The 13,020-nt window shown below is 49.5% G+C and carries 7 protein-coding genes; 2 read left to right on the forward strand and 5 right to left on the reverse strand.

Going from position 1 to position 13,020, the window contains the following annotated elements; translation table 11 throughout:
* Positions 1-521 precede the first annotated feature (521 nt).
* Positions 522-842, reverse strand: a complete 321-nt coding sequence (locus FTO70_RS15645; protein WP_255336699.1) for a hypothetical protein — start codon at positions 840-842, stop codon at positions 522-524.
* Between the two features lie 291 nt (positions 843-1,133).
* Positions 1,134-3,029: a uroporphyrinogen decarboxylase family protein gene (locus tag FTO70_RS15650; protein ID WP_255336700.1), complete on the reverse strand. Its 1,896-nt coding sequence runs from the start codon at positions 3,027-3,029 to the stop codon at positions 1,134-1,136.
* 1,196 nt (positions 3,030-4,225) lie between these two features.
* Between FTO70_RS15650 and FTO70_RS15655 the strand changes: the two genes are divergently transcribed.
* The gene (locus FTO70_RS15655) at positions 4,226-4,999 is read left to right on the forward strand and encodes a winged helix-turn-helix domain-containing protein (RefSeq protein WP_255336701.1); all 774 of its coding nucleotides are present in this window, start codon (positions 4,226-4,228) and stop codon (positions 4,997-4,999) included.
* Positions 5,000-5,224: 225 nt separating this feature from the next.
* Here FTO70_RS15655 and FTO70_RS15660 read toward each other — a convergent pair whose 3' ends face one another.
* The 3 genes from FTO70_RS15660 to mtaA form a co-directional block, all read right to left on the reverse strand.
* Positions 5,225-6,376 carry a GTP-binding protein gene (locus FTO70_RS15660; protein WP_255336702.1) on the reverse strand — a complete coding sequence of 384 codons (1,152 nt, stop codon included), beginning with the start codon at positions 6,374-6,376 and terminating at the stop codon, positions 5,225-5,227.
* Between the two features lie 109 nt (positions 6,377-6,485).
* On the reverse strand, positions 6,486-8,105 hold the full coding sequence (locus FTO70_RS15665; protein ID WP_255336703.1) for a methylamine methyltransferase corrinoid protein reductive activase: 1,620 nt from the start codon (positions 8,103-8,105) through the stop codon (positions 6,486-6,488).
* A 326-nt stretch (positions 8,106-8,431) separates the two neighbouring features.
* On the reverse strand, positions 8,432-9,451 hold the full coding sequence (gene mtaA / locus FTO70_RS15670; protein WP_255336704.1) for a methylcobamide:CoM methyltransferase MtaA: 1,020 nt from the start codon (positions 9,449-9,451) through the stop codon (positions 8,432-8,434).
* Between the two features lie 548 nt (positions 9,452-9,999).
* On the opposite strand from mtaA, the gene FTO70_RS15675 reads away from it, so the two are divergent.
* The gene (locus FTO70_RS15675) at positions 10,000-12,828 is read left to right on the forward strand and encodes a cation-transporting P-type ATPase (RefSeq protein ID WP_255336729.1); all 2,829 of its coding nucleotides are present in this window, start codon (positions 10,000-10,002) and stop codon (positions 12,826-12,828) included.
* Positions 12,829-13,020 lie beyond the last annotated feature (192 nt).

Raw genomic sequence — 13,020 nt, forward strand, 5'->3', positions numbered from 1 at the left:
AGGGACGAACCCAGCAGCTCGTCTATTTCGGTGGCTGCCCTTTCGAGCTGATCGATCAGCCCTTCTTCCTTTACAGGTTCCTTTATCTGAATCTTGTCCTGTATCGTTCGGGCCAGTTTTGCCATTCCGTCCCGGCTTTCCGGATTCGGGCTGTTCGGTGTTCTTATTTCACTTGCCATGTTTTTTCCCCAATAGCACTGCTTTGATTTTTTTACCTGCTAGTGGTCTGCCATTTCCCTGCAGGAATTCTCAATCGTGCATGCAGGGTCCTATCTCCGGTATCGATGAATGAAGATAGTTTTATAATTTCCGGTCAATATTTATGGAGCTTTTGCCGGAAGTTTTTATTTGTTTTAATGGGGCATTTTGATTGGAAGTTTTTATTTGTTTTAATGGGATATTTTGCCGGAAGTTTTTATTTTTTAAGTGGGACATTTTGATTGGAAGTTTTTATTTGTTTTAATGGGCATTTTGCTGGAAGTTTTTATCTGTTTTGGAGGGGCATTTTGCTGGAAGTTTAATCAGGGTATTTCAGACTTCTTCCCGGAGTGCAGAATGCCGGATGATTCTGAATATTTTCCAATACTTCTGAGGTAGGTATCCGGATTTCCCATGCTGAGGTCCGTTTCTGCGGGAAGGCCTGAGTGAGCGGGTATTGTGTAAGTTGCACATAGGGGGTTTGAGTCGAGTTCATAGGTCAAAGGGCCCGTTTCAATGACCGAGTAACGGAAGAAGGGGCTCTGAGATGAGTGGCTCAGCCCTGGCTTATAGGCCATAGGGCCGCGTGCAGGACTCGAATAATTTTGCTTTTCTCCAGGTTCGGGTTTTCTCTGGTACTTCATCCAGTTTCACCTCTTTCCTAAAGTAGTTAAAAAAAGGTTCTCTGCTATTCTCCGCGAAAAACTGCACATATCTTCAGCTTGAATCTTTTTAATTCGTTTTTTCGTTTTTTATCCGTTTTTTATTCGGCACTTTTTATCGTTTTTAAGTTCGCCTCTGCGCTTTTGAAGCACAAGGGCCGAAAACAACGAGAACCCTGTAATTTCGATGGGAAAGGAAGGATGGGTTTTTTACCCATCCTTTTTTCAGCAAGCTGAAACTTGCCCGTTTTTCTTAAAGTAATTTCCGTGGGATTATCCCATGATCTTCTTGTAGAGTTCCGGACCCTTCTCTGCCACGGTGTATGTCTGGGCAGTGATGGAGTCACAGGGTGCTCCTGGCGGCACTTCACAGCCGGTTGCAATCATGTACTTGGACTGCATGCCGTTCTCCTTGAGGGTGTTCAGGACGCTCTCCTGGAGGGCCATGGTGTTTGCCTTCATTGCTTCGAGGCCTTCTGGGCTGTTGTCCAGGAAGACGATCGGGCTGACTTCTCCACCGAACATGGTTTCCTTACCGTGGGTGCTGATCAGGTACTTGTGGTCCTTGGAACCCTTGTTGACTTCATCAGGGTAGAAGGTGTAGCTGTAGTACTTGGTGTCCCACTTGTGGATGAGGTCCCAGTGCGGGGCGTCGGAACAGTTGTGGATGACAGTCGGCTTGTTGTACTTCTTGTACATCGGGGCGATCCTGTTCTGCATGATCTGACCTTCGGACTTCATGTATTCGTCAGCGCTGAGGATGACGTTGTTGGTCCAGAGGGTAACCATACAGAGGTTGTCCGGCTGAGCTTCTTCGAACATGCCCTTCATGATTTCTTCTACGTAGGTTGCGGTCTTGTCAAGGGCCTTGAGGACAACGTCGGGGTTGGTCCTGAGGTCGGAAAGGACACGTGTTGCTCCCATGATCTGGGTCAGGGCGACCATCGGGCCTTCGATCAGGGCGGTCATGGGTGCGCCGAGGGCGTGTGCTTTCTCGGTTGCGATCTTGTTGCCCTGGATAAGGTTGTGGGCACGGGTGCCTTCCTTGATTTCGGGGACTTCGAGCTTCTCGTAGTCTTCGAGGTGGCCGACTGCTGCAGGGGTGTCCTCTTCAGGGTACCTGATGTTTGCGCCGAAGTCTGCTGCGTCGACACAGAGGTCAGTCAGGCCTACGAAGGTGTCCATGTTGAAGTACTTGATACCTGCTTCGACACAGGCTGCGTACTTTTCTGCCTTGGTGGAGTAGTCTGCGTAGGAGCAGGGTACGAATTTCCTGGAAACGCCACAGGCGAGGGGTGCGACCGGGAGCCTGTCGACTTTCTTGTCCTGGAAGGCTGAGGTGAATCTTTCTGCCTTGGTCATTACCTCGTTGAACTTGGGCACGACAGAGTCGAATTCTGCAAGGACTTTCTCTGCAGTTACAAGGCCGATGTCGACCTTTTCCCTGTTTCCTTTCTGGGCGAGGGACTCCTTGTATTTCATCTTGCTTGCTGCGAGTGCGGAGTCGCTCCAGAGGTCGGCCGGGAGTTCGCTGACAAGGGAGGTAAGGGTCTCAACTGCTGCGCTTGCGTCAAGAGCTGTGCCGTCTGCTCCGATCGACTCTGCGAAGGTGCTGGAGACGGGTGCGCCGCCGACCAATACGATCATGGAGTCCCTGATACCTTCTTCCTGGAGCTGTTCGATAACGGTTTCCATTCCACCCATGGTGGTGGTCATAAGGGTGCTCATGGAGATTGCAGTTGCCTTCTTTTCCTTTGCGGCTTCTGCGAACTTCTCAAGGGGCACATCACAGCCGAGGTCAATCATGTTGAAGCCGGCTGCGGTCATCATGGTCTTGACGAGGTTCTTCCCGATGTCGTGCACGTCACCTTCGACAGTACCGATGATAACATTCTTGGGAGCTGCGGTCCCGTCTACTTTGATGTAAGGGGTGAGGATGTCCATCCCGGCATACATTGCGTCTGCTGCGAGCAGAAGGCTCGGGACGAAGGCTTCTCCCTTCTCATACATGTCACTGATGATTTTCATGCCTTTTGCAAGGCCGTCAACGATTGCTTCGTATGCATCGAGTCCCTCATCAAGGGCTTTCTGTGCGAATTCTTCTGCAAGGTCGTCGTCGCCTTCAACTACAGCATCAGATAAAGCGTTCAGAATTTCTTCTTTTGCCATTGAAAATCTCCTTTTTTTTAGTGAAGGATCCAAACAGCCAGTTGTCTGTCTGTTTTTCCGGATCTCTATCCTGGTTTTTTACTGCATTTAGATCCTTAAACGGGTTCCACAGCCCGTTAATTCCCTAAATCCACGAATATACTCCTTAATCCACACAATAACCACAACCTGAATATTCCGTTCTTCCGGATCCTGTCCTGCAGGGTCCCGGAGTTCTCCTGGCCTGTGGCCCGGAGGTCAAATCTCCTTTCAGGCTATGATTACTAAAAAGACAAATGACTCAGAAATATATAGCTTAACCGACGTTGCTTTTCATTTCTCTGTCAATATTTGCTCTTGTTATAAAATATGGCTTTCCTCAGTTTTTGTGCGGACCGGGTTTTTGCCAGAGCACCGGTTTCAATGCCCTGGGGGATTTTTTGTTTCTTGCCTTTTTTGTGCTAAAAGCGTTTTTTGGCCATGGGTCGGTTTACAGTGGGTGACCTCAAAAACTGCCATCTTCACGGAATCAAAGGGTATTGAAAAAAGCGGGGCATTGAAAAATAGGGGGCATTGAAAATTTGAGGGTATTGTTAGGGGGCTAACAATGCGCAGGGTCTCAAAAACCCCTTTAAGCCGTTGAATCCTTGTTTTCCGGACTGATGGCGGTTATTCGATCCGGTGCAAAAATAAGGTGGAACCATATTCTTGGGGTGCCTGAGATAGTAAAGGCCTCTTCAAAACAACAGGATATCTTTTATTTCTGTTTTATAGCTTGCGATTTTCTATCTAATTATTATAATTTAAATATAATCATGTAGTTTTTGACATGCTTCCATGACATTCATTGTTATGTTTTAAATATAATGTCCGCAGTTTTTGGTAAGTTGTTCATGGTGAGCTTTCCAGATCTGCTGCTATGGTAACAGTCAAGTATCAAGATTTAAATATAATCTCTGTAATATAATTAGCTGGGCATTGATAGGAAGTTGTTTCCCATTTTTTAAAAAAAGCGTTGAATTCGGAGATCTGCTGTCGATATGACCACGCTATCTACGAAAATCGATAAAAAAGGGCGAAAGCAGCAAAATTATGAGTGAATCAGAGGCCATCTCTTACATGGAGCTGGAGCTTTACAATCCTGCCTTTGTGGTGGGGTTAAGGGTAAATCCCGAAAACATCTGATAATATAGGTTCATGGTTGGAAGTTGATAAACATGAGTTCCCTTATAGACTTGATTTTCTTTTCTGAAAAGAGAAAAAATATCCTTGTCCAGTTAGCCAGCGGGCCAAAGGATATTGATGAGATCAAGGACACCCTTAACGTGAAGGCATGTGCGGTAATGCCGCAGATCAAAAAGTTGAAGGATATGGATATCATCCTCCAGAAGGGAAACGTCTACGAGCTCTCGGACCTCGGTGATGTGATCGTTGAAAAGATGCTCCCGCTCACATCTCTTCTGGACGTCTTTGACGGAAACAAGGATTACTGGTCAAAACATGACAGGTCTCCTATTCCCAGGCATCTGATAAAGAAGATGGACATGCTGGGGAAGTGTACCCTGGAAGAACCTGACCTGGACCACCTTTTCGAGTTTCCAAGGTATCTGCGGGACAAGCTGTTCAGTTCAAGGACTCTCAAGTCCTTTTATTCATACTTCTGCCCGGACTGTCCTTCAATTCAGGCCACCTGTGCAAAAAACGGAGCTGAAGTGCACCTCATCCTTGACGAAAAGGTTTACAACAGGCTGAAGGACGACTTTGAGAGCGAATACAATGTACTGCTTGAGAACAAGGTGTCCCTCTATATCTATTCAGGTAACATAAGGCCCTCGTCCTTTATGGTAGCTGATGATTTCATGATGCTGAAGCTCTTCGGAAAAGACGGGGAATTCGATCACAGGAAAATTATGAGTTTCAATCAGAGTGCCCTGGAATGGGGAAACGAACTTGCCCAATATTATATTGACAGATCAGAAAAAATCAATTAAACCCGGAATTTATAAGGGCTAATTACAAGGACCAATTACAAGGACCAATTACAAGGACCAATTACAAGGACCAATTACAAGGACCAATTACAAATGGTAGGGAATTATTGGCCCGCTTCCTTCCATGTGTCCTTGAGTAAAACCAGATTCCGGGTGAAGGTGGTGGATGTGAGGATGTGGTGAGTGGGGAAAGGTAGTTAGTGGGTCCCCATCTCAATCCTCTTCTTATTTTCCAGAATTCTCTTTCCTTATTCCGGATATGTTTACTAGCTTTTGTTCATGCCCGTGTTCATGTTCATGCCCATGGCCTTTCTCTATCTTATGGATGCCTATCTTCCTTTCTCCGAAGATTTCCCGGACCGAACTGTTTACGGCATTCAGAAGAGCTTCTTTTTCAACGTTTGAAACCGCAGAGAGGACCTTGAGTGCAGGAGATGCCCCTTCCTTTGATTTGATCACATCTTCCTGTGGTTCTTCGTAATAGATTGTAACGCTCTGTTTCACGGTTTCGGACCCGTTATCCAGGAAGAGCTTAATGTGCCCGATGAACTCGGGATTGAGCCCCAGGGCCTTTTTCTTGATCGAGTTCATGAGTTCGGTCGTGATTTCCCGGGCTTCCTCTTTGCTCAGGCCCTTTTTCTCCACCGCAAACTCCGCAGCGTAAGTGCCGACTCCGGAAGCTTCAATGGAATTTTCGGTTTCTTTAGGGGCTGCCGGGGCTCCGGATATGGTTTCGGAAGGAGCTTTTTCCTCTTTTGCAGGCTTTTCCGCTTCCAGGTCCGGGACGAGTATATGCATAAGGCTCTCGAACTTTTCGTCCATGGCTTTTCCTGAGAGCCGGACCACCCGGGCTTTCGGGTTCAACTGCTGGACCGAAGCTTCCAGGATAGGGAGCTGTATGGGTTCGATCAGGTCCACCTTGTTTATCCCGAGGATTTCCGCATCGATGATCTGGCGCATGGAGAATTCTTTTACTTCTTTCATCAGGTGCTTAAAGCGGCTCCCGTCTATCAGGGTCACGAGGGGGGAGATTTCTACCTCTTCTCCGAGGTTCATGAGTTCGACCTCCTCCTTGATCACGTGGGGGAAAGCAATTCCCGTGGGCTCGATCATTAGGATGTCGGGTTTGTATTCTTTTGCAAGGAGGGTTACGGTCGTCCTGAGCCCCACTTTAAGGGAACAGCAGATGCACCCGCTTGTTATTTCCTTGGTATCGAACCCGTACCTGTTGATGACGTCCCCGTCAATGCCTACTTCCCCTATCTCGTTTACAATGATGGCGATCTTTTTCCCTCGCTCTGCAAGGTATTTTCCCATATTGATAATGGTGGTAGTCTTCCCGCTCCCGAGAAAACCCCCCACCACAATGACCTGCACGGTTCTTTCCTCCCTTTGCTGCCGTTTTTATTTATCGCTTTCTTATATGTCCGCTTCTCGTATGTCCACTATTCTGCCTTCAGTTCCAATAAGCTTTTCCGGCTTCTTTTCAGTTCTCTGCAACGGTCAGGTTTTCCCACTTAAACCTGTCTTCCGGGCAGGCGTGGAGGCAGCGCTGGCAATTGGCCCCGTCGCAGAGGTCTGTCCTTATCCTTACGGTGCCGGAATCGTCCATCCTGAGGGCTCCGGTCGGGCAGACTTTTGCGCAGCTGTGGCAGTTTTTACAGTCCTCGATGACCATTGTGAGGTAAGTGCCGACTTTTTCGAGCACGTGCAGCCCCTCTTCTCCCAGTACCGGGATGTCCCTTTCGACCTGGCGGTCGATTTTCAGGATTGAAGAGGGTTCGTCGAGCATCGGGAGGTTTTTCTTTTTCAGGAATTTTTTGAGCATTTTGAACATCATGCCCTCGTTCCAGAAGGCAAGTTCAAGCATGTAGGCTTCCTTGAAGGCTTCCGAGGTTGCAAACATTACGTGCGTTCCCACAATATCTTTTGCAATCTTCTGAAGTTCCCAGAGCCTGTCTTCCGAAAGCAGGATTTCCCGGGCCACGGTAAGGGAGGTGTTTCCTATCTGGGATACATAGCCTGCGTTGTAGGGGATCATGCCTACCTGGTGGGCCTTTGCCGCATCCATATAGGTGCCGGCAGCACCAGACATGTGTGCTACCCTGAGGTCTTCCATCTCGATTCCGGCCGCTGCGCAGAGGGTTATGTGCCCTGCCCGGATCGCCCCTATAGCCCTTCCGGCTTCGATTAAGTCTTTGTCCGTGAACTTGATCCCGTCCTGAAGGTGGATGGTGCTGTCAGGGGTCTGGATCTTCGGGAGCACGATCAGTTTGTTCCTGATCCCGGCTTCGATGAGGGCGATGACGCCGGTCCCGGTGATGCCTTTTGCGGTGATTTCCCCTTTTTCAACAACATCTCCGGTCTTCGGGTTCACAAGGTCTCCCCTTGTGCTTTTCATGTCCCTGTCCAGCACATAGCAGCGCAGGTTCTCTCCGTCAAACTCCACATCGCAGATGGTGTGCGGGGAAGCAATTGCCCCGTATTCGATTTCCTGGCCTTCCAGGGCGGGGCCTGCAGCAGCCGACCCGGTGTAAATCACGCCGTTTGCTTTCAGGGCCATTTCAGCGTTTGTCCCGTAGTCAGTTGCGATTGCGATCTCGTCACTGTTGAGCATCCCGGCTTTCTCGATAAGGGCCAGGGCATCGGCTCCAACTTCGTGTTTGATGGCAGGGGGCACGTACAGCTTGCAGTTTTTTAATTCTTCAAAACCTGCAATCTCGGCCAGGGGGATGACCCGGGCGTCCCTGTTCTGCTCTTCTATGTGGTATTTCTGTTTCTTGCGCTCTCCGGCATAGGCCAGGTCTTCGATAGGGATTCCCTGGAAGATGGAAAGCTGGATCGGGTTTCCGCAGATTGAGAACTTTTCCAGTTCTTCAGGCTTTACTCCCAGTTCCTCCATGATGTGCTTGACAGCAGTTGCCGAGAGCCCGTGGGCCTTGTCAAGTCCGTAATGGATTGCAAAGTCCAGGTGGTCCATCACGTTTGCCCCGGGAAGGGGGTTCCTCAGGGTTATGACGGTTTTCAGGATCTTTTCGTTTTCCAGGTCAATTTTCTGTGCCCGAAAACCACTGGTTCCCAGGTCAATTGCAACGCCTGTTCTCATATTTTTACCTCCTTCAAAAAAGCCTGCTCATGCATCCAATTGATCGCTCATTCAAAGGATGCGTCTCAGGTACTCGCTCATTTTTAAATAATTTTAAATAAGTTTCTTTGTAAATAAAACGCCCCATGTGAGTTATGCAGTGAATTATTTATTTGCCTGGACCGGCTGCCTGAAAGGGCCGCAACCTCGTATGTCTGCACCCGGGGCGTCCCATCTCCGGCAAAACTGGAAAAAAATGAAAAGCGGGGCAGGAAATTCCCGGGGACTGGTGCAGTGTTGCCCCGAAACCTGCCCACTAAAAAATAAAAGAAAATGGTTGTGCCGTTTCAGGCGTAGAACTCGTTTCTTGCTGCGACCATGGCTTTGATGTTCTCGAGCGGGGTCATGGGTGCAATCCCACAGCCAGGTGCGAGCACATCGATGCCTTCTGCAAGGGCCTGCTTGGCTTCGGTGTTGATCTTGTCAACAGGTCCGGGCAGGAGGGTGAAGGGGCTTGAGATGTTTCCGACGAGCCTTGCCCTGGTCCCGATGACTTCCTTTGCATTCTTTACGCTGCCGATCTTTTCTTCCACGCTGAGGCCCTCAAAGCCGCAGTCTGCCATGTAGCTGAGTACGGGGTTGACGTTACCACAGATGTGGAGGATGGTCACGGAGTTCACACTGGAGGAAAACTTCTGCAGCCTTGCCTGGAGGTACTGCTTGAAGGAGTCCGGGCTCATGAGGTCAGGGGATGCGACCGGGTCTGCAACGGAGATGACATCTGCGCCGGCTTCGACCATTGCGTTTGCGTAGATGATTGAAGCTTCGGTTGCGAGGTCCAGGACCTGTTCGAAGAGTTCAGGTTTTTTGATGGACCATTTCATGAAGGACTTTACACTTGCAAGGTCAGAGGCGACGGTGATCGGGCCTTCCATTCCACCGATGATGGGCACGTCGGGGCCGACCTTTTCCCTGATGATCTTAATGGCTTCAAGCACTGCAGGGATCCTGCCTCTCTGCAGCAGGTCTTCGGGGATTGCAGCGCCTTCGAGGTCCTTGGGGTAGGGGTGACCGGTGACAGAGGGCTGCCTGTTCTTTGTACCCATGTTGATTTCACAGCCCATTGCTTCGACCAGGACGGTCAGGCAGTAGGGGACCCTGACAGCCTCAAGCCCGCTGAGCTCGTGGTTTGCGATTGCCAGCTTTGCCATAAGTTCGGCGTCGGTGTGGGACTCGGGCCATGGGGCGCCGACTTCGTCCATGAGTTCTACAATTCCGGTCTGGGTCACGGAACAAACAGGTACTTTGTCAACAGCTTCGCCTTTCAGGGCGGCTAAAAGTCTCGTTTTAAGTGTAAATTCGCTCATAATCGGTCATACCTTTTTTATCATTATAGATTTATTTTTAGTAACAATTTTATTTTCTACTTGACAATATTATATAGACCTTTTCAATCCAAAATGTTTCACACTCCAGACTAAAAGTGTCCGAAGTCCTGGAACACAGTTAAAAATTGCAGGTTTTTTCTCCCGGGGTTTTTCCGGGGATTGATGCCGGAAAGGTTTTCTGGCATTCCTTTCTTGTCCGCTTGCAAATGGGTGAGAAAATTAGCAAAAACGCATCTCAACTCCCTCTTTGAAGCATTAGATAGAGCATACTTTCGGTAACCAAATTATAAAAGCTAATTGTCGGGAATTTTTTTTTATCCTGTTTTTGATAAATAAGGTAAAAATTTTTGAACTAATTTTTCGTGTTTTCTTTCTTATTGCCTATGTGTGCTGTTTTTGTTTTTGGGGTTTCATGGCAGTCCCTGAAGGTCTGAGCTCTTATGCCGCTTTCTTTATTTCAAGATGCCAAGTTTCTTATCTTTATGCGGCATTGAATCATGGGGGATTCGGTGGAGGATACATCGGGTATGGAGGCGGCAAATGGTGAAAACAGGTCGGAGGTTTGCAGTCCCCGGGGTGATGAACACAGGATTTCCCTTCCTGAGTTTCTGAAGAGGTTCGGAACGGATGAAAACGGGTTGAGTGAAAGGGAAGTTATCAGGAGGCTCCGGGAGTGCGGGCCCAATATCCTGAAGGAAACCGGGAAAGAAAGCATATTAATTAAATACTTGCGGCAGTTTCGGAACTTCTTTTCCATTCTCCTGGTCATCGGGGCTATTTTATCTTTCCTTGGCGAGTACCTTGACCCCGGCAAGGGCAACGTTTATATAGGGGTTGCTCTCGGGGTGGTTGTGGTCCTTAACGGGACTTTCACTTTTATCCAGGAGTACCAGGCTGAAAAGACCATGGAAAGCTTCCGGGGCCTTATCCCTCCCCATGCAAGGGTTTTCAGGGACGGCAAAGTCCGGGACGTCCTGGCTTCGGAACTGGTTGTCGGAGACTTGATCCTGCTTGAAGAAGGAGACAAGGTCCCTGCAGATGGCCGGCTGATCGAGGTAAATTCCCTGAAGGTGGACAATTCAGCCCTTACCGGGGAAGCCGAGCCGCAGCTGCGTTCCCTCCAGTGCACTCACCCGGAAATACTGGAATGCCGGAACATGGTCTTTTCCGGGACGCTCGTGCAGAGCGGAAACGGAAAGGCAGTCGTGTTCGGGACCGGGCAGCATACCCAGATCGGGAACCTGGCCACACTGACAGAAAAGACGTCAGCCGTGGAAACCCCTATCAGAAAAGAACTCAACCATTTCATAAAAGTCATCTCCGCAATTGCTATTTTCCTGGGAATAACCTTTTTCTTGCTGGCATTTTTTCTTCAGGACATCTTTCTTGCAAGCCTGATTTTTGCCATCGGTATCATTGTCGCCAATGTGCCTGAAGGGCTTTTGCCCACGGTGACCCTAGCCCTGAGCCTTGCGTCCCGGAGGATGGCCGGGAGAAACGCCCTTATCAAACAGCTCGAATCCGTGGAAACCCTGGGCTCGACCACCGTTATCTGCACGGACAAGACCGGCACCCTGACCCAGAACAGGATGGCTGTAAACTCTCTAATCCTGGGGTTTGAACGGCTGGAGCCGGGAAATCCCGAAGGGGAGGGAGAGGCTTCGGGAGAGGTTACGGCAGCTTCAGGAGATATTACGGCATCCGGGGCAGAAAGAATTCCTGCTGCGGCAATCTCAGGCTGGAACCCGCGTAAAGTGCCTCCGGTTTTCATAAGGGTTGCCGGGCTCTGCAATAACGCAAGGCTTTCGGAAATTGCTCCGGGTTATACCGGAGACCCCACTGAAGGTGCCCTCCTGGTTTTTGCGGCCGGCCTTACGGACTTAAAGGAACTCGGCAGAAGCTACCCCCGGGTGGAGGAATTTCCTTTCGACTCCATTACCAAGCGGATGGAGGTTATCTGCAGGACTCCGGAAGGCGGGCTTGAATCGTACCTCAAGGGTGCCCCGGAAGTGGTGGTGGATATGTGCGGTTCCGTGCTGGAGCCCGGAGGGGTCCGGGGCCTGGGCAAAACCGAAAAGGAGGACCTTCTGGACCACCATATCCGGCTGGCTGAGAGGGGGGAGAGAGTGATTGCTCTTGCATACCGGGAAATCGAACGGCAGGAAGAGTACACGGGAGACTTTGTTTTTCTCGGCTTTATAGGGATTGTGGACCCTCCGCGCCCGGAGGCCAGGGGGGCAATTGCAAAATGCCATGCCGCCGGGATCAAGGTTGTAATGATTACCGGAGACCACCCGGTCACGGCCGAGTCCATAGCAAAGAGTGTGGGACTTGCGGATTCGGAGGCAATTGAAATTATCACAGGGGACGAATTGAAAGCTCTCTCCCGTGAGGAGCTTTCATCCCGGCTGAAAAAGCGGAGCATTGTCTTTGCCCGCACTTCCCCGGTGCAGAAACTGAAAATCGTGCAGCTCTTCCAGGCGGAAGGGGAGATCGTGACCATGACCGGGGATGGGGTCAATGATGCCCCCGCGATCAAGAACGCGGATATGGGGGTTGCCATGGGCAGCGGCACCGACGTGGCCAGGGAGGCTGCGGACATGGTGCTCCTGGACGACAACTTTGCCACGATCGTAAACGCTGTGGAAGAAGGAAGGACTGTCTTTGACAATATAAAAAAGTTCATTGCCTACATCCTGGCCAGCAACATCCCGGAAATCCTCCCCTTTATAGCCTTCGTACTCTTCTCCATTCCTCTCCCCATGCCGGTGCAGCTCATCCTGGCAATCGACCTGGGGACCGACCTCCTGCCTGCCCTTGCCCTTGGAATGGAAAAGGGGGAAGGGGATATTATGAAGCGTCCCCCGCGGCCCAGAGAAGAGAAATTGCTTACTTCCCAGGTGCTTTTTACCTCCTACGGGGTAAAAGGGCCTATAGAAGCTGCAGCAGGCTTTTTCTGCTATTTTGCCGTGCTTTTTGAAGGAGGATGGGCCTTCGGAGAACAGTTGCCTAACAGCGACCCCCTTTATATGCAGTCCATAACTGCCTTTTTTTCCGCGGTGATCATCTGTCAGGTCGCAAATGTATTTACTTCGAGGACCCGTTTCCAGTCGGTCTTCACAAAGGGTTTTTTCAGCAACAAGCTTGTCCTGGTAGGCATTGCAAGCGAACTCCTTATCCTCTCTTTCATTATCTGGAACCCCCTGGCTAACCTTATCTTCTATACTTCTCCCATTGAGCTCAGATACATGCTGCTTGCTCTCCCCTTTGCGGTTTTTCTTCTGGCAGTCGACGAGCTCAGGAAATATCTCCTCAGAAAAAATGTTAAGTGGGTTTCCGGGTTGTTTAAATGGTGATTCAATGGTGATTCAATGGTGATTCAATGGTGATTCAATGGTGATTCCGGCAAATTCTTCTTAAATTCCCTATTTTCGTCTTATGGAATATTTTTCTATTATTTTCTTTTCCATTGATAATCTTTATATATATATTTAGTTGATTTTTATCTGTCTCTATTATATTATAAACTCAACCCCCATCCATCCCCC

The organism is Methanosarcina sp. KYL-1 (assembly GCF_024372725.1).
GTDB lineage: Archaea > Halobacteriota > Methanosarcinia > Methanosarcinales > Methanosarcinaceae > Methanosarcina.